Below are 20635 nucleotides of genomic sequence, written 5' to 3' on the forward strand. Positions count from 1 at the left end.
TATTTTATATTTAATTAATATAAACAAAAAGATAAGTATTCCATTAAGAATACTTATCTTTTTATTTATTACTTTTTAATTTTCTACTCTAAATCTATATGCATTTTTATATTTTAGTAATCCATCTTCTGATAATACTTCTTCATTTCCCCAAATAAGAGGTCTTATATAATCTCTCATTTGCTCAGTAACATTACTGTTTTCACTGTCAATCCAATCTAAAGGAACATGCTTAACTTTATTACAAACTTCATCAACATCTACAAGACCAGGTAAAGATTTATAATATCCTTTAGTATCCTTTTGCCTTTCTATTGATACCATAAATCCGCTCTTACCTTCTAAAGCACTTGTAACACCGTATCTTCCAACCATTTCCGCTTCATCTAGATCTACTTTAGCTGAACAATGCATTGCACATCTTTGTACTACACCGGCTTCTTGTAGCTTTACATTCTTAGTTATATATTCTTTAACAACACTTTGTAGATACTTTCCTATTCCTCCAAGTTGCTTATGTCCAAAGGAATCTACTTCATAACAATTACTATCTACATTAATATAATCCCCATTACTTCCTCTAAGACCTTCTGAAGTTACTATTAAAAGTTTATTATTTTTATTTAACGCTCCTTTTACGTCTTCTATAAATTTTTCTTCTTCAAAAGCTGTTTCTGGTAAGTAAATAAGCTGATTTATACCTGGTACTACTTCTTTTAATATTCCACTAGAACCTGCAATCCATCCTGTATCTCTTCCCATTACTTCAACTATCATTATAGATTCTTTATTGTAACAATTTATATCAAACCATAATTCTAAAGCTATATTACAAATATATTTTGCAGCACTTGCAAATCCAGGAGTATGATCTGTTTTTATAAGATCATTATCTATTGTTTTAGGAACTCCAATAACCTTTATATCTAATCCCATGTTCTTAACATAATTATTAATCTTACTTACTGCATCCATAGAATCATTTCCCCCTATATAGAAGAAATATCCTACTTCATATTTATTAAGTATATTTATTAATTTTTCATAATCACTATTATTAGCTTCAAAGCTAGGAAGTTTATATCTGCAGGAACCTAAAGCTGATGAAGGCATGTTTCTAAGTTCTTTAAGGGATTCTTCACTATGGTTAGATAAATCAATTATTTTATCTTCTATTATTCCTTCTATTCCATATAATCCTCCATAAACCTTTCCTGATTGTTTCTTTGATAAAAATTCACTTATTACTCCATAAAGAGATGAGTTTATAACAGTTGTTGGACCTCCCGATTGAGCAACTAAACAATTCTTTTTCAAATTAATTCCTCCTTCTATATTACTTGTTCATTAAATTCCAATAATCACATGAAACTATAACTGATTCCACCATACTTATAGCTTGGGCTAGATTTTTACCAGCTATATCAAAAGCAGTACCATGATCTACTGATGCTCTTAAAAATGGTAATCCTAATGTTAAGGATATAGTCTTATCAAAATCAAAAGTTTTACAAGCTATATGTCCTTGATCGTGATAAAGAGATAATATAGCATCATATATTCCACTCTTTCCTAAGTGAAAAATAGAATCTGCTGGAACAGGTCCTATTGCATTTATCCCTAATTCTTTTGCTTCTAATATAGCTGGAATTAAAGCTTCTTTTTCTTCATTTCCAAATAGTCCATTATCAGAACCATGAGGGTTAAGAGCTGCTACTGCAATTTTAGGATTTTCTATTCCTATAGCTGTGATCTCTTCATTAATTAGCTTTATATTTTCTAAAACCCTTTCTTTAGTTATATAATCACAAGCATTTCTTAAGGATAAATGTCTACTCAAAAAGAAAACTCTTAGTTTGTGACAATTAAACATAGTCAATGCGTATTTGGATTCTGTAAGTTCTTTAATTATTTCTGTATGTCCTGCTTCTTTAATTCCTATAAGCTTTATAGCTTCTTTATTTATTGGAGCTGTGTCTAATATATCTATTTCCTTATTCTTAGCTAATAAAGTTCCCTTTGCTATCGCATCATAAGCCATTTGTCCAGCTAAAGCCTGAACTTCTCCATACTCTATGCTTTGAAAATCATATTCCCCAGTTTCTATTAAATCTATAGTTCCTATTTCAAACTTTCCTTCGCTAGGATTTGATATTATATTTAATTTAAAATTACATTTTTTTATATCCATAGCCTTTTTAATAGTTCCACTACATCCTATAAGCACTGGTCTACATTTTTTATATACTTCTTCTTCCATCAAGGCTTCAACACATATTTCTGGTCCTATTCCTGCAGGATCTCCAATTGTTATTCCAATAATAGGATTTCTTTTATTCTTCATATTTGTATCATTCATATTTACACCCCCATTAATATGGATTATTTTATGGTAAAATTGTATTCATTTGGAATTATGGTTTCTTATATGGTAATTTATAATTTACTATGCCTTTTAAAAAACTAGACTGTTAACTTTTAGGTTAACAGTCTAATTATGTTGTAATTTATTTAAATCGTTAAGAATTATCTAATTGCTGTCATAACAGTATAAGTTAGCAATATACAGATTAATAGTGTTAAGCTTAAAAGCATTATAGAAGATTTTTGACCTTCTCTTTTTATATCTTTAATTAAGTCTGTTATCTTTACATTTTTCCATTTAAAATATTTTATTAATGATAAGATCAACAATCCTACTGTTACAAAGTTAAGCAAAATAACTTCTCCAACAATCATTATCATAAGTTTTAAACGAATAGTCTCTATATTTTTTGATAATTTTATATCTTGAATCATATTATTTAATTCAAACCATATGTATAAGTTTGCTACACTAGCTATGAAACCAATTACATTAGTTGGTGCTTCTATGAAAAGTCTATAGACGTCACCTTTATAGTTACTAATTTGCAAACCTATATATATCAAAAAAATTATTGTAATAACTACAGACATACTTTTGGCATACACTATTAATCTAAAATCCTTAACCTCTTTTAACCTATTAGACCTTCTCCTAATTTCATTATTCTTTTTCATAACTTATTAATCCATTTGTAATATATCTTTAACAGCAGTAGTAATGTTACCTACTCGAACTCCATAAATTACTTGTATGGAATTTTTACCATGTACAACTCCTAGTGCTTCAAGATTATTTTTCCAATCTTGATCTGTAATTATTAGAGAATCATCTTTTACTGTTACACGTAATCTAGTTGCACAACAAGTTACTGTTTCAATATTACCTGCTCCCCCAAGAGCTTCAATAATACGTACTTCTAAAGTTTCTTCTGAAACTGTACTTTCAGTTTCTTCTTCACCTTTTTTAATATTGTTGTATTCTTTTTTACTCATTAATTTTACTTCTGAATCAGTATCTCTACCTGGTGTCTTTAAGTTGAATTTTACAATAGCAAACTTAAATACAAAGTAATATACTGCGAATACTAATGGTAATAACCATATTAGTGACATAGCATGCACTTTCTGTGGTTGGAATATGTTCGGAATCATGAAGAATAATGCAGTACCATTAATTGATACATTTGTTATTTCTGCTAATACGTAACATAATCCACATAAAGGAGCATATACTAGGAAGTAAAGTAATGGAGCTATAAATAAGAATGTATATTCAATTGGCTCTGAAATACCAACTAATGCAAGAGTAAATACTGCTGGCACAAGAACAGCTGCAACTTTCTTTCTTTTTTCTGGAACGGCTGTATGATACATAGCTAATGCTGCTGCTGGTAATCCTGCTAATTGGAATAATAAACGCCCATTTGTAAAGTTACGAGTAATATAACCTGTTGCTGTTGCACTTGCTGCTTGTCCGTTTATTATATTTCTAACTCCTTCATATAGCACACCATCAATTGTCATTGTTCCACCAACTTTAGAGTATTCAATTGGAAATGCTATTAAGTGATGTATTCCAAATGGAAGTAACATCTTATCTAATGTTCCAAATACAAATGTTCCAAACAATCCACTAGATGATATAAATCCTGTTATTCCTTGTAGCGCACTTGCAATGTAAGGCCATATATAATAGAAAATAATAGCTAATGGAATTGATGCAAATGCAGCCATAATAATTACAAATTTTGTTCCAGCAAAAAAAGCAAACATAGCTGGAAGTTGTTTATCTACAAATTTATTGTGTAATAAAGCTGCTACAATACCTGTTACTATACCAGAGAATATCCCCATGTTGTAAGTAAAGAACCCTAAAGATTGAGACCATAATGAGTTAAAATTTAAAGCAGCTTGTTCGCTATAGCCATTTGCCATTAAAGCTTCCACTGACGTTGTTTCTGCATTCCATCCATTTAAAGATGCAAAACGTTGGATACTTGATATAAAACAAAAGAATAATATTAGTCCAGCAAACGCTGCCCAACCTTTTTCTTTTTTGGCAAGTGTAAAAGCTATACCTACTGCAAACCATAATTGAAGGTTATTCATAAACATAAAACCAAGATTAGTTATCATACTAAATAGTTTATATAGTATTGTTCCTTCTGACAAAATATAATTTGTAAAGGCACTACCTATACCAACAAAGAAACCAACAAGTACTAAAAGAATTATTGGTACCATCATTGCCCCTGCAAAAGTTTGTAATTTTGCTTGAATATTTTTCATATTATTTAGCTCCCCTCTTAACATTCTATTTTTTACAACTTCATTCTATCATAGGACTTTTTTATATTCTATAAGCCACCATATAGGTATAATTCACTAATATTATGGCAACTTTTTGACATCGTTATCATATGCTATTTGCAAGCTAATCTATATAAGGCTTCGCAGTATATTTCTGTAGCCTTCATTAATGAATCAATACTCATATTTTCATTAGGCATATGTGGATTTGGTTCCTCCCCCTCAAATGTTGCTCCAAAAGCAACACCATTTTTTAAAACTCTAGCGTAAGATGCTCCCCCTTTGGTAATAGTGTTTGCTTCTTCATTCATAACTCTTTTATATGCTTCTTTTAAAGCAATTATAAGTTCACTATCATTAGAGACATATAATAGCTTTTTCTCTCTTTCAATTTCTACATCAAATTTGTATTCCTTAGATAATTCATAAAATCTATTTTTTATTTCTGAAGATTCTATATTCTTAGGATAACGATAATCTAAAGATACTTCCCCCTTTCCATTTTCCCACTTTATAGTCATTGGACATATTGAACTCTTTCCCATTTCCTTATCTTCTCTATATAATCCAATCTTTTCTCCATAAAAATCATCTAATAAATAGTCCTTTATAAAGTTGATCATATTTATGATTCCCTTTTCCTTGAAATCAAAATCATAGAAGTCCCTTATAAATAAAAACATAGCATTTTTACCCCGTTGAGGATTCCTCGATAAAGAAGTTTTTCCTTTGTATATTAAGGTAACTTCATCAGAACCTAATAAAATTTCAGTTGCATTTTTTGAGTATGAAATTATATTATCTATATCTTTCGTTTTAAATACTACTCTAAGATCATCACAGACATAGTTTACTTTATTTCTACTTTCTATCTTACATATTCCTTCTCCCGCATCTTCACAATTAAAGGAAATATTTATATTCAATATACCTTTTTCTCCATTTACTATTGGAAAGTTCCCATCAGGAGAAAACCCTAAAATCGGTTGCTCATGATTTTTAAAATAGTGTTCCATACATTCCCAGGTAGTTTCTTCTGCTCCTCCTGCTATTATTCTAACCCTTCTTTTCCATTTAACATTCATATCATTTAAAATTTTTGCTGCATATAATACGGCAATTAAAGGTCCTTTATCATCATTAACACCTCTACCGAAAATTTTGTTATTTTTTATTGTCATAGAAAAAGGTTCAGTTTCCCATTCTCCTATATTTTGAATATCTACAACATCAATGTGACCTAGAACTCCTACATATTCTTCTCCTTCACCAATTTCAGCATGGACAGCATATCCTTCATCATCTTCACAGGTAAATCCAAGCTTATTTGCAACTTTTAGAAAACGATCAAAAGCACTTCTAATATTTTCACCGAAAGGTGAGCCTAAACCTTTAGTAGATAAATCTCTAATTGAAGGAACTTCAACTAATGAAGCAATATCATTTAACATATCTTGTTTATGTTCTTGTATTTTTTGTGTATATTTAATCATATAAAAATCTCCTTTTATAATAAAGTTTAAATTTATCTATCTTGACAAAATTTATACCAAACTCTATAGTTTGATTTATGGAGGTGATTATTTTGTCGAATAACAGAGTCCTTAATATAGTTAATTTATTACTACAATCAGACAATTATATTACTATCGATACTATTTCAAAAGAACTTGATGTATCAAATAAAACTATACGCAACGATCTTAAGTTAGTAGAAGAATGGTTAAAAGAAAACGATTTAAAACTAATTAAGAAAACAGGAGTCGGCGTTACTATTGAAGGTGAACGTGTCTCAAAACTCCATATTCTTAACCTAGTTGAATCAAAAAACAAAAAACTTGTTGACTTCTCGCCAGAAGCAAGAAAGCTATATTTAGCAATGCGTTTGATAACGAGTACAGAAAATTGTAGAGTGTATGAACTAGCTAATGATCTTTATGTAAGTAGAGCTACAATTCATAAAGATCTTCTATCTTTATCTCCTATTTTAGATAATCATAAAATTAAATTAAACAGGAAAAATAATAATGGAATTAGCATTACTGGTAAAGAAAGAAATCTTCGTAATTTATTAATTGAATTAATGTTAAATGATAATGGCTATGAAACTTTTATAAATATTATAAAAAATGCTGCTTATCAATGTGATGGATCCTTTGTTTTTTCGGGTATAGACTACATAGATGATGAATATAAAGAGTTCATTAACTTAATACTAAGTTCAGGAAACAAGTATATCAACTCTCTTTTATTTCAATCCCTAGTTATGGTTTTGCTTCACCTTTTTGTAGCTTTTATTCGTGCACAAGATCATCATAATGTAAATTTGTCAGAAGAATTTATAAGCGAGCTTAAATATGAACCTTTCTATAACGAAACAAAGGAGCTAACTGATTTATTATCTCGTAAGTATAATGTTACATTTAGTGAAATGGATCTTCGTTATTTACAGGTTTACTTTATTTCTCTACAAAACAATCGTACTTTAAACCCAGAAAATGAGAAAGAAGCAAAAACTCTTACAAACGAAATACTAGGCTCTCTCAAAGATGAATTTCATCTTCCTTTTGATGAAGATGAAACATTTAAAACTTCTCTTTACACTCATTTTTACTCAGCTATAACAAGATTTCGTCATGGTATAAAAATTGAAAATCCTTTAATGACTGAAATTAAAACATTATACAAAAATACTTTTAATATAATGAAAAAAACATCATGTATAATTGAACAACGTTATAATTGTCAGCTTAGTGATGATGAAATTGGATACTTAGCGTTACATTTAGCCAATTCTTTAGAATACATGAAAAAGCCACTAAAAACAATTGTTGTATGTCATGGTGGAATTGGTGCTAGTAATCTTTTAGTAAGAAAATTAACTATTCAAATACCAGAAATTCAAATTGTTTCTCAAGAGACATTCTTATCCATACATGAAGCTAATTTAAACGAAGTTGAATTAATTATATCTACAATAGACTTTAATTTAAATAAAAATATACCTATTTTGATAATAAATAATCTATTATTCGACTATGATATTGCTCGAATAAAAGATATTATTAAATCATACTACAAAAAGAAAAATGATCCTTTAAATAATATAGAAGGTGCTGTTGAAAAATGAATTAGATTAATATGACTTTATGGTTTAACCACCATATATCTAATAATCACATAAGAGTACACCAAAATTATTGGTGAAAGAATAGCTACTATCCCTTAGAATTGTTGGTCTTTCTAAATTTAGAAAGTTACCCAAAATTCTTGGACTAGTAGCTATTCTGATTCTAGTAATTACTTATTGAGTCATAAGCTCATTTAAAATTTTTAAACACTATTTTCTCTTTTTATACAGCCTCTTCTAAGCTTTATAATATGCACTAATATCTTTTCCACCCTTAACATCTCTACCAAATTCACAGGAAAAATATTCATAAGTTTCTTTATTAGTAAAAATAATCATTGTTGTTAAATCATATCCTTTATCTTCTAAATAAGAACGATCTATAGATACTATTTCATCTCCCGATTTTACCTTATCTCCTACATTTAAATTACATTTAAAACCTTTGCCTTCTTCTGTTACTGTATTAATTCCAATATGAACTAAGATCTCCATCCCATCCTCTAAAGTTAATGCATAAGCATGCTTGCTAGGGAAAAGCATTGAAATTACTCCATCAGCAGGACTATAAAATACACTTCCTTTTGATTTAATAGCAAAGCCATCACCCATTACTTTCTCAGAGAAAACAGGATCACTAACCTTTTCTAATTCAATTAAAACTCCATCTGTACAAGCAATTAAAGCCTTTTCTTCCTTTTTCTTTTTTAGAAAATTAAACATTAGCTTACATCTCCTTATTAGTCTTATTCGTATATCTTATATAACCTATTATTATTTATTTATCATACTGTAAAGGATTTATTATTACAATAACCATATATTCTAGTATTCCTCCTTTTATTTGTGGTAAAAATTAGACTATTGTTTAATGTTTATAAATTACCCTATTAATATGGATATCTATCAGTTAGCTTAGCTATTGATTATATTTTTTCGTTATCTTAAAATTAAGGTGTAGAAAATAAGAACTTCAAGGAGGTACATATAATGAAACATATTAAAATTGCAGCTGGATTAGCTCATGTAAATTATGGAAGAATAGCTGATATAGTTAAAGAAGTTAGTGATGCTGGTGTTGATTATATTCATTCAGATGCAGCAGATATGCATGATCTTCAAAATATGAAATTAATGGGCGGTCATCAAGTTATTGCAGGTATTCGTCCTGAAACTGAATGCCCAATAGAATGTCACATATATACAGTAAATATGGACAAAATGTTCATTGAACAAATATACGACGCAGGTGCAAATATGCTTATTATACCTGCTGAGCATTTTATAGGAGCACAACTTGCTTATATAATGAACTGGTGTCGTGAAAGAAAAATAAAAGTTGGTTTAACACTTGGATGTTATACACCATTATGTTTTGTAGAAGAATCAATTTATGATATTGATCGTCTTCATATAGTTACTCACGGAGTAGATGAGACAGATGGAAAAGATAACTGGGGATGGAGAAAGAGTGCTATTGATTTAGTTAAAAGAGCAAGAAAAATGATAGATGAAAAGAATCCAAATTGTGAATTAGCTATAGATGGTGGTCTTAGAGCTGATAACATGGAGAAATTAATAGAATGTAATCCTGATGTTATAGTTTTATCTTCTGCTATATTCAAAGATCCAGATGGAATTGTTAATGGTTATAAAAAATGTAGGGAAGCTATAGATAAAGCAGCAGCAAAATTTGGATTAGAATAAAAAAACTCTCTCTTGGGAGTTTTTTTAAATATGGAGGACAAATGAAAAACAAATCACTAATAAAAGATTATTTATGGATCACTCTTTCAGCTTTTTTAACTGCCATGGCTGTAAACCTAGTTTTTAAATCAACAGGTTTAGCACCAGGTGGAATAACAGGACTATCAATTATATTCTCTAAAATTACTGGAATCCCTATAGAATATATGACCTTGGGTATTTCTGTTCCACTTTTAATACTTGCAGTAATTTTTCTTGGAAAGAGTTTTGGTATTAAAACATTATACATAACTTTGGTAACTCCTATTTGTATGCATATAGTTCCAACTTTGCATATTACAAAAGTATTAAGTAATATTAATAACATTTTAGAATTAATAGTAGCTGCCATTGTTGGCGGATTGCTTGTAGGTGTTGCAATTGGAATAGCCCTAAACCATGACTGTGCAACTGGTGGAACAGATTTAATAGCGTTACTTATACAACATTTTATTAAAATTTTTAAAGTTCCAATAATACTATTATTTCTAGATGGTTTTGTAGTAATAGCCTCAGGCATTATTTCAAAAAATATACTGATTGCTGTCTTTAGTTTTATATCTTTAATGGTGATTATTCAAACTATTAAGTATCTGACAACAACAAAAGAAAGTTAAACTTTTAATATATATCTAAATCTTAAAATTAATTTATATATAAAAATCATTCTATGTAATTGATATAAAAAATATTTCATTTATTAAACTGATACCTATAGACCGCACACTTATAAAAAGTGCTTAAGTCTATAGGTATTTTTTATATAATTAAATAAATAACTAGAGTTAATTATTTGATAAAATTTTATTTACAGATTATGATATGAAAAAAACTGACTTCTGTAAAATACAGAAATCAGCATTCAGCTAATCAGCTCTTTTTTAATGTATTATACTTGAATCTCTTTTGTTTTATAAAAATAGTTGAAATAAAACTAAAAATATAACTCCTGGAACTCCTAGAAACCCTGCAATTAATGCTGTTACAGCATTTATTCCTATGTAAAAACCTAAATAAGATCCTAAAATATTAGCTAAGTATAATAATACTATACCTATTATTCCATTTAATAAAATCTTTAATGGCCATTTTAGGAATTTTATAACTAGGTATAATAAGACTAGTCCTATTAATCCATATAATATAATATTTAAATCCATATAATTTCCTCCATTTTATATAATTCACTAGTTAGTAATATTATTAGTTTATTTTTCTTAAATCTCTTTTTTTAGCCATAGCTATTAAATAATTATATCTAGCTTTTGCTACATCTTCTGCATGGATAGCTAATTCAATTAATTGGGGATCGCTTACAGAGTTAAATAAAGATCTAGCTACCTCCATTTCTGTTACACTTTCGTTAATAGCTCTTAATAGATCTAAGTCATCCTCACTATATTTAATTTTATTCTTCTCTGCATTTTGCATTAACAGGTCTAAAATTGTCCTCTTATCCACTTTTTAATTCCTCCCAAATACTTCATATTAAATTTATATCCATTTTTTAACATAAATATTCGGAAGTTTTAATTTTTTTTACATAAGTGGCGCAAATACTCTTAAAATAGCTGTTATAAACCTATTAGCCCATTTTACTCTATGACAATCTTCTATAGTAATTAATTTACAAATATCTAAGGTTTCAATAAAATCTTTTTTTATTTCCATTAGTGATTTTGTTTTATAAAGTAAAACTCCACATTCAAAATGCAAATAAAGGCTTCTATAATCCATATTTATAGTTCCTACAACTCCAATTTCATCATCTGATACAAATGTTTTAGAGTGTATGAATCCTGGAGTGTATTCATATATTTTAACTCCTGCTTCTATAAGTTGTGAATAGTATGCTCTTGTAACCATATGAGCATACCATTTATCCTCTATATGCGGAGTTACTATTATGATTTCAACTCCACTTTTAGCTGATAATGTTAATGCTGTTACTAGTTCATTATCTACTATTAAATATGGGGTGTTTATATACACATAGTCTTTAGCCTTATTTATAATATTTAAATATACATTTTCACCTACTGTCTCATCGTCTAATGGACTATCCCCATAGGGTTGAACATATCCATCACTTTCAAATATCCCATCATAATTTACATAAGGCTTATATTTTTCATAGTCATCTCTTTGTCCATAATTAAACTGCCAAGATTGAAGAAACATCATAGTTAAGTTCCAAACTGCTTCTCCTTTTACCATAAGAGAGGCGTCTTTCCAATGTCCAAATCTAACTATCTCATTTATATACTCATCTGCTAAATTTATACCACCTGTAAATGCAGTATGTCCATCTATTATTGTGATTTTTCTATGATCTCTATTATTCATTACTACTGATAAAAATGGAACAAAAGGATTAAATACTACACACTTAATACCCTTTTGTCTTAGCTTTTCATCATATTTATAGGGAAGAGTCTGTAAACAACCCATATCATCATATATAAGTCTTACATCTACACCTTCTTTAACCTTATCTTCTAATATTTCTAAAATACTATCCCACATTATACCTTCTTGAATTATAAAATATTCCATAAATATATAATGCTTTGCCTTCTTTAATTCCTCTTTAAGCTTTTCAAAAAATTTTTCACCTGGGGATAAGTATTGTGTAGTAGTATTTTTATATATTGGACTTGCTGCATATTTATTTAAATACCTTACTTGATTCGCAACACCTTTATCTTCTCTTTCTATTTCATCTAGTATATCTTTATCTTGAAGTAATAAATGAGAAGTTTCATTATGTATATCTAATATTTTACCTCTAAATTTCTTAGTTGTTTTCTTTAACCCAAATAGTAAATAAAATAATCCACCAAATACAGGCACTAATAAAACAGGTATTGTCCATGCTAATTTATAAGATGGATTATCTTTTGTACTAACAATATAAACTACTGCTAATATACTTATTACAGAAAGTAAGACATACACATAAACAAATGATTCTGTAATCTTCCATACAGTAAAGGTGAGAATCCCTAGTTGAAGTAAAATCAAAACACCAACTATAACCATTCTGCTAAATAAAAATTTTAATAAATTACTCATATATTCACCCTTAAATTATATCTCTTTTCTACCTTCTAATGCTTTTGAAAGTGTTACTTCATCAGCATACTCTAAATCTCCTCCTACTGGTATTCCTGATGCAATTCTCGTTACCTTTATATCTAATGGCTTTAGTATTCTTGATATGTACATCGCTGTTGCTTCACCTTCAATATTAGGGTTAGTAGCTATTATTACTTCTTTAACATCAGCGCTCATTCTTGCAACTAATTCTCTTATTTTTATATCTTGTGGTCCTCTTCCTTGCATAGGAGACAAATTGCCATGTAATACATGATAAGCTCCATTATACTCTTTAACCTTTTCCATAGTCATTATATCTTTTGGTTGCTCTACAACACAAATTATATCTTTATCTCTACTAGGATTAGAGCATATTGCACAAGGATCTTTATCTGTAAAGTTACCACATATTGAACAATATTTTACTGTTCCTCTTGCTTTAACTAAAGCATCTGCAAATTCTCTTACCTCATCTTCTGGAAGATTTAAAACATGCAATGCTAATCTTTGAGCTGTCTTTTGTCCTACACTAGGTAGCTTGGCAAATTCTTCAATAAGTTTTTCTATAGCAACTGGATAAAAATCCATAAAATCATCCTTTCTATAATTTATTAGTATAAAAATATTATAAATTCAAATATAAATAATGTAGAATATTAATTAGAACATATATATGAAAGACTCTAAATATTATTTAGTTATCTGTAATTTGAATATATAAAAAGGCGAAATAAATTCGCCTTTTATGTCTTATTAAACTATATAAGACTACTCATCACTATTAAAATAATCCTGGTATGTTCATTCCGCCAGTTAATTTACCCATCTTGCTTGAAGTTTCTTCTTCTGCCTTTCTTAGAGCCTCATTTACAGCACTAAGAACTAAATCTTCTAGCATTTCAACATCATCTGCGTCCACTACTTCTGGCTTTATGTTAATTGAAACTACTTCTTTTTTACCATTAGTCTTTACAACTACAGCGCCTCCACCTACTGAAGCTTCAAACTCCTTAGTTTCAAGATCCTTTTGCATTTGTTCCATTTCTTTTTGAAGTTTTTGAGCCTGCTTCATTAGGTTGTTCATATTTCCTCCACCAAATCCGCCTGGAAATCCTCCTTTTGCCATAAAAACATATCCTCCTTTTATAAAAATCTATTCTTTATTATATAGCATTTTGCTTTATTTTACTACATTAAGATACTTATTTATATTAATTTTCATTCTTATTATTATTAATTTTTATTATATTTATGTGTATCTCTTGTTATTAGTTTTATTCATCTAAAATATCCACCATATCAGATCCCAAAGATTCCAAAAGCATGTCTTCTGTTGATTTTTCATCTTTTGAATTTTCCTCAACTTCAAAAACAACTTTTATGTCTTCTCTAAAAATTTCAGCTAACACTTCGTGTATAACTGACCTATACTCTGACTTTTCTAATCTATCTTTATTAAATTTGAATTGATCTTCGTACTCAATAGTTAATACACCATTTTTACATTCTACTGGCTTTCCAGTTAGTATTGAAGCATATACTATCATTGCTCTTTTAGCTTTAAATCTTTCTAATATATCCTTCCAAGCCCTTTGAATATCATTTAAAGTAACTTTAGAATTTTCATTCAAAGAAACCTTAGAGTCATTACCTAACTGTGGTTCAATCTTAGCTTGTTTTTGAATTTTAGGTTTGTTATCTACAGTTTTACTAACATTCTCTGTTGCTACACTTACAACTTTAAGACTTCCATTTTTCAAACCTTCTTCAAGTTTATTTAATCTTGTTAATATAACTTCATTAGATGTATCATATTCTATTTTGCACATTTTGATTATAGCTAATTCTAAATAAAGCCTTGCTTGCTTACTTATCTTTGCATTTCCTTCTGCTTCTTGAAGTATTCTAATATATCTCATCACTTCTTCAGCTCTAACCTTACTAGACTGCTCTTTAACTAAAGATATGTTTTCTTCAGACATATCTAATACTTCTTCTGGGTTATTAGTTACCTTTGCCATTAAGATATTTCTATAATGTGCTATTAAATCCTTTATAAATAAATAAATATCTTTTCCAGCATAAACTACTTCGTCTATTATATTAATTGATTTTTCTATATTTCTTTGAATTACTGCATTAGTTAAATTAAATAAATGGTCATTTGTTACAAGCCCAAGCATATTTATAAGCACATCATAATTAACTGAGCCATTTCCCATTGATATAGCTTGATCTAATATACTTAAAGCATCTCTCATAGCCCCATCTGATACTTTAGATATTAAATTTAGACTTTTATCATCTGCAAGAGCATTTTGATCATCTACTATTTTTCTAAGTCTTTTTGTTATTTCATTGTTATTTATTCTTTTAAAATCAAACCTTTGACACCTAGAAAGAATAGTAATTGGAAGTTTTTGAGGATCTGTAGTTGCTAATATAAATATTACATTAGCTGGAGGTTCTTCTAAGGTTTTTAAAAAGGCATTAACTGCACCCGTAGATAGCATATGAACCTCATCCATTATATAAACCTTGAATCTCGCTTCTTGTGGAGGATATTTTACATCATCTATAATATCTCTAATTTTATCAACTCCATTATTAGAAGCTGCATCTAGTTCAGTTACATCTATTGCTAAACCATCATTTATTTTTCTACACATTTCACATTCATTACATGGTTCTCCATCATGTAGATTTAAACAATTTAGTGCCTTAGAAAAAACTTTAGCTGTTGATGTTTTACCTGTTCCTCTAGTTCCACAAAAAAGATAGGCATGAGCAATTCTATCATTTAATATTTGGTTTTTTAACGTTGTTGTTATATGTTCCTGACCAACCACATCATAAAATGTCTTAGGTCTCCATTCTCTATATAAAGCTGTATATCCCATGGCTTACCTTCCCTTAATCTTAGTTTCTTTTATTATATTTATATTATAGCCTATATAAACACTATTTTAAATATAAGTAATATTTTACTTTTTATTATCTTTAAAACAAGGTGTACTATAAATTAAATTTAGTACACCTATACTTGATTATTCTTTATTGTTTTCTTTTAATAATTATAAATTCTACCGAAGTTATAATTATTCTCATAATACCACAATTAGCTTAAATGATATTTCCAAGGAAATTGTATCTCCTACATATTAATGTATTTTATATCTATTTTCTATTTACTAATGAATCTAAATTTAATTTCCTGTATATAATAAATAGCTTTTATAGTAAAATTAGTTATGTATTATAAAAAGGAGGGCTTAAAATGAGTTTATACGACAAAAAATACTTAGCCATCGTTGAAGATATTTTAGAAAATGGGTATTACGATAATAATAGAACTGGAATGCCTACATACAAATTACCTCATCAAATAATGCAATTTAATTTGCAAAATGAATTCCCCATACTAACAACAAAAAAAGTAGCATTTAAAACTGCTGTAAAGGAAATGCTGTGGATATATAGGGATCAGTCAAACGATGTTACAAAACTTCAAGAACAAAATGTTCATATTTGGGATGAATGGGTAGACGAAAATAATACTATAGGAAAAGCCTATGGATATCAGATAGCTAAATTTAATCAAGTAGATAAGCTTATTGAATCACTAAAGAATAATCCTCAAGACAGAAGAATGATTATGTCTATGTGGAATATAGAAGATTTACCAGAAATGACATTGCAACCTTGCTGCTATCAAACATTATGGGATGTAACGGATGGATACCTTAATTGTATGCTTATACAGCGTAGTGGAGACATACCACTAGGAGTTCCATTTAACACCAGTCAATATGCTGTTTTAGTTCACCTAATAGCTCAAGTAACTGGGCTTAAACCTGGACTATTTACTCATGTTATAAATAATGCACATATTTATGAAAATCAAATTGAAGGAATGAAACTTCAACTTACTAGAGCTAATGATGATTATTCAGCGCCAAAGCTTTGGATAAATCCAGAAATTAACAACTTCTATGATTTTACTGCAGATGATATAAAGCTTGTTGATTATAAACACCATGATCCAATAAAAATGGAGGTGTCTGTTTAATGCTATCAATTATAGTTGCTAAAGCGAATAATGATGTCATAGGTGGAGATAATAAACTTTTGTGGCATATCTCCGAAGACCTTAAAAGATTTAAAGAAATTACATCTGGCAACACAATAATAATGGGTAGAAAAACATTTGAATCTTTACCGAAGATTTTACCTAATAGACATCATATAATCATTACTAGAGATAAAAATTTTAAAGTAGATTCACCTATGGTTGAAGTAGTAAAGGATATAGAAGATATTATATCTAAATATAAAAATTCTTCTGAAGAAGTTTTTGTAATTGGTGGTGGAGAAATATATAAATCACTTCTACCTCATGCAAAAAAGTTATATTTAACTAGATTACATAAAGATTTCAATGGTGATACTAAATTCTCACCTATAGATTCATCTGAATGGTTTATAGAATTTCAATCAGAAGTATATGTAAATGAAACTAATAATATTAAATATGATTTTGTTAACATGATTAGAAAATAAAGAAAACGAGGGCATTCCATAAGGAATTCCCTCGCTTTCTTTGTCCTATTGTATGTTAATCCTATTGAAGAGTAACCTTTAATTAATCGAATACTTTAATTTATAAAAATTAAGTATTCATTTGATTTGTATTCTAAGCATTAAAAAAACCCTTCTTTTCGCTAGAAAGGTGTAAAATTAAAACCGTGCACCTAGCTTTGACAGTAATCTATAGGCGTTACTATGCAGTTAGCTCTGGTAAGATTTATCCATATCACACGCAGTAATCACTTATCGCTGCTTCCTTCCGGACCTGACGAGGTTCATGCACTTACGTCGTATGGGACCTGACCATCAACACCACTTACATAGGCAGACCCTACAGACTAAAGCCTAGGCTAGGAATTCAATCCCGCTATAGCGGATTGCGGGTTACAGGGCACCGCTAACTCCCCATCTAGCACGGCTATGGCGGAGAGAAGGGGATTTGAACCCCTGATAGAGTTGCCCCTATACACGCTTTCCAGGCGTGCTCCTTCGACCACTCGGACATCTCTCCATGTAATATATAGCTATTAAATTTTAACTACTGCTATATATTATCATATAGTAATACATATTGCAATATGTAAAACTTATCTGTATTTATATTACGTAATTAGAGCTTTTTTTCTTCTTAATCCAAATAATTAAAATTATTCCTAATATTACACCTAACAAGCTTACTATTTGAGCTATTCTTAATCCCAAAAACATTAAGCTATCTGTTCTTAATCCTTCTATAAAAAATCTTCCTATTGAATATAAAATCATATATCCAGCAAGTACTATACCATCTTGTTTCTCTTTCTTTTTATAAAGTATATAAACTAAAATTGCACAAACTAAAACATTCCATATTGACTCATATAAAAACGTAGGGTGATAATATACTCCATTAATGTACATTCCTTTTTGAATAAACTCTGGGAACTTACTTATAAACTCCTTAGATACGGGTCCTCCATGAGCTTCTTGATTCATAAAGTTGCCCCATCTACCTATTGCCTGTGCTAATATAACTCCTGGCATTATAACATCTACATATCTTAAGAAATTTATCTTTCTATATCTTGCAAATATGTAACCTGATAATAAAGCAGCTATTACCCCTCCATGAATCGCCATTCCACCATTTCTTATGTTGATTACATCCATAAATGAATGGTAATTTTGATATTCAAAAGCTACGTAGTATAACCTCGCTCCTATTATTGATATTGGAAAGGTTACTAAAAATGCATCTATTATAATATCATAATCTAAATTTTCTCTCTTAGATAAAAAATATATTAATATCATAGCTGCTACTACACCAGAAGAAATTATTACACCATACCATGCTATATCTATACCAAATAATTGAAATGCCACCGAATCCATCTTATCTCCTCCTATTTAAAATATTTTCTTTAATTATAAATCTTTATAAATAATTATACCAATTAAATATGTAATAATTGTGAAGCTATTCATTTTTTATACTTCTAGTTTTCAAAAAAAATGAAGTCAATAAATCACTACATTTTTGATTATAACACCAATTTACGTCTACATGCCAATTAAAAACATTATAATCAATTAAATTTATTGCAGAGCCACAAGCCCCCATATCCTTATTAAAGGTTCCTATAAACAACTTAGGTATTCTACTTTGAGCAATTGCTGAAGCACACATAGGACAAGGCTCTAATGTTACATACATTTCACAGCCAGATAACCTCCAGTTATTAATTTTTTTGCAAGCTTCTTCTATTGCTAATATCTCAGCATGAGCAGTTGGTAAGTTTAAACTTTCTTTTAAATTATGCTTTTTAGCTATTATTTTTCCGTCTTTAACTATGACTACTCCAACTGGAATCTCTCCCTTGTCATATGCCTTTTGAGCTTCTTCTATTGCTAAAGCCATATAGTCCATAAAATACTCCCCTTAATATTTCTCCATTTTAACAAAAATGGAGAACTTAATCTTCATATAGTTCTCCATCTTATTATTAAAATTAAGTGTATATTCTAACCTTCTTAATTCTATTTTTGTCTACTTCTTCAACTACAAATCTAATATTATTAAGTCTAACTTCTTCAGACTGTTCAGGAAATCTCCCTAATTCACCAATTACTAAGCCTCCAACAGAATCAAACTCTTCTGATTCCATAGTAACTCCTATTAAATCACCAATGTGGTCTAACCTTGCGCTACCATCCACGATATACTCATCTTCTTTTACTACTATTATATCGCTGTCTTCCTCATCATCATACTCGTCCTCGATTTCTCCAACGATTTCTTCTATTAAATCTTCTATAGTGACTATACCAACATTTCCACCATACTCATCTAATACAACAGCCATATGGTTTCTTGTATTTTTCATTTCACTAAATAATTCTGTAATTTTCTTAAACTCAAATGTATAGTAAGGCTCTCTCATGTAATCTGAAACATTAAAATTTTCCTTACTTTGTGAAGCAATTATTAAGTCCTTAACATTTAATATTCCTATTACATCATCTATATTTTGATTATAAACCGGTATTCTAGAAAATTGCTCCGTTTTAATAATATTTATAACTTCATCATAAGCAGCATTTACATCTACTGCTATTACATCAACTCTTTGAACCATAACATCTTTTACTTGGGCATCAGCAAATTCGAAAACATTAAAGATCATTTCTTTTTCTACATCTTCAAGTACACCCTCTTCTTCACTAACACCTACCATGGTTTTTAACTCTTCCTCAGTTATAAACGGTTCTGTTGCCTTTGGATCTCCCCCCAAAAGTCTTATAAATAAACTTGATATTAAAGTAAAAATTGATACGAGTGGCTTAAATAATCTAACTATAATATTTATAGGGTTACTAACCCTTAAAGCAACTTTTTCTGAATTTTGCTTTGCTATAGATTTTGGAGTTATTTCCCCAAATATAAGAACTAATATAGTCATTATAATAGTAACTATTCCTACTCCTCTTTCCCCAAAAGCCTTTAAAGCTATTGAAGTTGCTAACGCAGATGCTCCTATATTAGCAATGTTATTTCCTATTAATATTGCCCCTAATAACCTACTTGGATCTTCAGTTAATTTTTCAATTAGCTTTGCTCCCTTAACTCCCTCTTCTACCATATGTCTTATTCTAATTTTACTTAGTGCCATTAAGGCTGTTTCTGACATAGAGAAAAATCCTGACATTACTAATAATATTACTAATAATATTATCTGCCACGTATAACTCTCCAAATTAATTCACACTCCTAAATTAAATAAATTTTCTTATTTTTATATTATATCATATGTAAAAAGCTGATAGTTAAGCTAAATTTTAAAAATTTATAAACTATTTTTAATCACTTAATAAGTATTCACTTCTTATTAAAAATATAATCAAATATATTTTGTT

Annotated in this window: 20 protein-coding genes, 1 tRNA gene and 1 other RNA gene; 5 read left to right on the forward strand and 17 right to left on the reverse strand. The window is 29.0% G+C overall.

Translation table 11 applies throughout. The features are described 5' to 3' along the window. Positions 1-75: 75 nt before the first annotated feature. The 5 genes from ACH36K_RS01085 to ACH36K_RS01105 form a co-directional block, all read right to left on the reverse strand. On the reverse strand, positions 76-1317 hold the full coding sequence (locus ACH36K_RS01085; RefSeq protein WP_411169196.1) for a 6-phosphofructokinase: 1242 nt from the start codon (positions 1315-1317) through the stop codon (positions 76-78). A gap of 19 nt (positions 1318-1336) precedes the next feature. Then, positions 1337-2359 carry a 4-hydroxythreonine-4-phosphate dehydrogenase PdxA gene (gene pdxA, locus ACH36K_RS01090; RefSeq protein ID WP_411169197.1) on the reverse strand — a complete coding sequence of 341 codons (1023 nt, stop codon included), beginning with the start codon at positions 2357-2359 and terminating at the stop codon, positions 1337-1339. A gap of 167 nt (positions 2360-2526) precedes the next feature. Then, complete coding sequence (locus ACH36K_RS01095; protein WP_411169198.1) at positions 2527-3042, reverse strand: hypothetical protein; 516 nt, start codon at positions 3040-3042, stop codon at positions 2527-2529. A 6-nt stretch (positions 3043-3048) separates the two neighbouring features. Continuing rightward, positions 3049-4656 carry a PTS transporter subunit EIIC gene (locus ACH36K_RS01100; RefSeq protein ID WP_411169199.1) on the reverse strand — a complete coding sequence of 536 codons (1608 nt, stop codon included), beginning with the start codon at positions 4654-4656 and terminating at the stop codon, positions 3049-3051. 134 nt (positions 4657-4790) lie between these two features. Then, a complete protein-coding gene (locus ACH36K_RS01105; protein ID WP_411169200.1) occupies positions 4791-6170 on the reverse strand; it encodes a Sapep family Mn(2+)-dependent dipeptidase in 1380 nt (459 codons plus the stop codon). Between the two features lie 92 nt (positions 6171-6262). Between ACH36K_RS01105 and ACH36K_RS01110 the strand changes: the two genes are divergently transcribed. Then, complete coding sequence (locus ACH36K_RS01110; RefSeq protein ID WP_411169201.1) at positions 6263-7807, forward strand: BglG family transcription antiterminator; 1545 nt, start codon at positions 6263-6265, stop codon at positions 7805-7807. Positions 7808-8044: 237 nt separating this feature from the next. Here the strand turns inward: ACH36K_RS01110 and ACH36K_RS01115 are convergent, their stop codons facing one another. Then, entirely contained in the window at positions 8045-8530 is a 486-nt protein-coding gene (locus tag ACH36K_RS01115) for a PTS glucose transporter subunit IIA (protein ID WP_411169202.1), read from the reverse strand. A 267-nt stretch (positions 8531-8797) separates the two neighbouring features. Here ACH36K_RS01115 and ACH36K_RS01120 point away from each other — a divergent pair, with 267 nt between their 5' ends. Together ACH36K_RS01120 and ACH36K_RS01125 are read left to right on the forward strand one after the other, a co-directional pair. After that, the gene (locus ACH36K_RS01120) at positions 8798-9514 is read left to right on the forward strand and encodes a ribulose-phosphate 3-epimerase (protein WP_411169203.1); all 717 of its coding nucleotides are present in this window, start codon (positions 8798-8800) and stop codon (positions 9512-9514) included. Positions 9515-9555: 41 nt separating this feature from the next. Next, the gene (locus tag ACH36K_RS01125; protein ID WP_411169204.1) at positions 9556-10170 is read left to right on the forward strand and encodes a YitT family protein; all 615 of its coding nucleotides are present in this window, start codon (positions 9556-9558) and stop codon (positions 10168-10170) included. 294 nt (positions 10171-10464) lie between these two features. On the opposite strand, the gene ACH36K_RS01130 is transcribed toward ACH36K_RS01125, so the two are convergent. The 6 genes from ACH36K_RS01130 to dnaX all read right to left on the reverse strand — a co-directional run bounded on the left by ACH36K_RS01130 (position 10465) and on the right by dnaX (position 15552). Then, positions 10465-10713 (reverse strand): pro-sigmaK processing inhibitor BofA family protein, encoded by a 249-nt coding sequence (locus ACH36K_RS01130; protein WP_411169205.1) that lies wholly within the window; start codon positions 10711-10713, stop codon positions 10465-10467. Positions 10714-10756: 43 nt separating this feature from the next. After that, complete coding sequence (locus ACH36K_RS01135; RefSeq protein ID WP_322545924.1) at positions 10757-11014, reverse strand: DUF2508 family protein; 258 nt, start codon at positions 11012-11014, stop codon at positions 10757-10759. 78 nt (positions 11015-11092) lie between these two features. Then, positions 11093-12628 carry a cardiolipin synthase gene (gene cls / locus ACH36K_RS01140; RefSeq protein WP_411169206.1) on the reverse strand — a complete coding sequence of 512 codons (1536 nt, stop codon included), beginning with the start codon at positions 12626-12628 and terminating at the stop codon, positions 11093-11095. A 15-nt stretch (positions 12629-12643) separates the two neighbouring features. Then, positions 12644-13240 (reverse strand): recombination mediator RecR, encoded by a 597-nt coding sequence (gene recR, locus ACH36K_RS01145; RefSeq protein WP_411169207.1) that lies wholly within the window; start codon positions 13238-13240, stop codon positions 12644-12646. 193 nt (positions 13241-13433) lie between these two features. Beyond that, positions 13434-13778, reverse strand: a complete 345-nt coding sequence (locus ACH36K_RS01150) for a YbaB/EbfC family nucleoid-associated protein (protein WP_411169208.1) — start codon at positions 13776-13778, stop codon at positions 13434-13436. Positions 13779-13926: 148 nt separating this feature from the next. Next, positions 13927-15552 (reverse strand): DNA polymerase III subunit gamma/tau, encoded by a 1626-nt coding sequence (gene dnaX / locus ACH36K_RS01155; protein ID WP_411169209.1) that lies wholly within the window; start codon positions 15550-15552, stop codon positions 13927-13929. A 377-nt stretch (positions 15553-15929) separates the two neighbouring features. Between dnaX and ACH36K_RS01160 the strand changes: the two genes are divergently transcribed. Continuing rightward, positions 15930-16721 (forward strand): thymidylate synthase, encoded by a 792-nt coding sequence (locus ACH36K_RS01160; RefSeq protein WP_411169210.1) that lies wholly within the window; start codon positions 15930-15932, stop codon positions 16719-16721. Then, positions 16721-17212 carry a dihydrofolate reductase gene (locus ACH36K_RS01165; RefSeq protein ID WP_411169211.1) on the forward strand — a complete coding sequence of 164 codons (492 nt, stop codon included), beginning with the start codon at positions 16721-16723 and terminating at the stop codon, positions 17210-17212. The genes ACH36K_RS01160 and ACH36K_RS01165 overlap by 1 nt, the downstream gene beginning before the upstream one ends. Positions 17213-17395: 183 nt before the next feature. Here ACH36K_RS01165 and ffs read toward each other — a convergent pair. The 5 genes from ffs to ACH36K_RS01190 form a co-directional block, all read right to left on the reverse strand. Then, an RNA gene (gene ffs, locus ACH36K_RS01170) (signal recognition particle sRNA large type) lies at positions 17396-17657 on the reverse strand. A 3-nt stretch (positions 17658-17660) separates the two neighbouring features. Then, a tRNA-Ser gene (locus tag ACH36K_RS01175) sits at positions 17661-17750 on the reverse strand. An 86-nt stretch (positions 17751-17836) separates the two neighbouring features. Beyond that, entirely contained in the window at positions 17837-18613 is a 777-nt protein-coding gene (gene lgt, locus ACH36K_RS01180) for a prolipoprotein diacylglyceryl transferase (RefSeq protein WP_411169212.1), read from the reverse strand. An 85-nt stretch (positions 18614-18698) separates the two neighbouring features. Further along, entirely contained in the window at positions 18699-19148 is a 450-nt protein-coding gene (locus tag ACH36K_RS01185) for a nucleoside deaminase (RefSeq protein WP_411169213.1), read from the reverse strand. Between the two features lie 82 nt (positions 19149-19230). Beyond that, the gene (locus ACH36K_RS01190) at positions 19231-20475 is read right to left on the reverse strand and encodes an HlyC/CorC family transporter (protein WP_411169214.1); all 1245 of its coding nucleotides are present in this window, start codon (positions 20473-20475) and stop codon (positions 19231-19233) included. Positions 20476-20635: the final 160 nt, after the last annotated feature.

Origin of the sequence: Clostridium sp. MB05, assembly GCF_046581255.1 — a bacterium.
Classification (GTDB): Bacteria; Bacillota; Clostridia; order Clostridiales; family Clostridiaceae; genus Clostridium.

Bases quoted from the DNA above. Each gene is read 5' to 3' on its own strand.
- ACH36K_RS01165 (WP_411169211.1), top strand. From the start codon at position 16,721: ATGCTATCAATTATAGTTGCTAAAGCGAATAATGATGTCATAGGTGGA.
- ACH36K_RS01105 (WP_411169200.1), bottom strand. From the start codon at position 6,170: ATGATTAAATATACACAAAAAATACAAGAACATAAACAAGATATGTTA.
- ACH36K_RS01185 (WP_411169213.1), bottom strand. From the start codon at position 19,148: ATGGACTATATGGCTTTAGCAATAGAAGAAGCTCAAAAGGCATATGAC.
- ACH36K_RS01125 (WP_411169204.1), top strand. From the start codon at position 9,556: ATGAAAAACAAATCACTAATAAAAGATTATTTATGGATCACTCTTTCA.
- ACH36K_RS01095 (WP_411169198.1), bottom strand. From the start codon at position 3,042: ATGAAAAAGAATAATGAAATTAGGAGAAGGTCTAATAGGTTAAAAGAG.
- ACH36K_RS01115 (WP_411169202.1), bottom strand. From the start codon at position 8,530: ATGTTTAATTTTCTAAAAAAGAAAAAGGAAGAAAAGGCTTTAATTGCT.
- dnaX (WP_411169209.1), bottom strand. From the start codon at position 15,552: ATGGGATATACAGCTTTATATAGAGAATGGAGACCTAAGACATTTTAT.
- ACH36K_RS01130 (WP_411169205.1), bottom strand. From the start codon at position 10,713: ATGGATTTAAATATTATATTATATGGATTAATAGGACTAGTCTTATTA.
- pdxA (WP_411169197.1), bottom strand. From the start codon at position 2,359: ATGAATGATACAAATATGAAGAATAAAAGAAATCCTATTATTGGAATA.
- ACH36K_RS01150 (WP_411169208.1), bottom strand. From the start codon at position 13,778: ATGGCAAAAGGAGGATTTCCAGGCGGATTTGGTGGAGGAAATATGAAC.
- ACH36K_RS01120 (WP_411169203.1), top strand. From the start codon at position 8,798: ATGAAACATATTAAAATTGCAGCTGGATTAGCTCATGTAAATTATGGA.
- ACH36K_RS01160 (WP_411169210.1), top strand. From the start codon at position 15,930: ATGAGTTTATACGACAAAAAATACTTAGCCATCGTTGAAGATATTTTA.
- ACH36K_RS01100 (WP_411169199.1), bottom strand. From the start codon at position 4,656: ATGAAAAATATTCAAGCAAAATTACAAACTTTTGCAGGGGCAATGATG.
- recR (WP_411169207.1), bottom strand. From the start codon at position 13,240: ATGGATTTTTATCCAGTTGCTATAGAAAAACTTATTGAAGAATTTGCC.
- lgt (WP_411169212.1), bottom strand. From the start codon at position 18,613: ATGGATTCGGTGGCATTTCAATTATTTGGTATAGATATAGCATGGTAT.
- cls (WP_411169206.1), bottom strand. From the start codon at position 12,628: ATGAGTAATTTATTAAAATTTTTATTTAGCAGAATGGTTATAGTTGGT.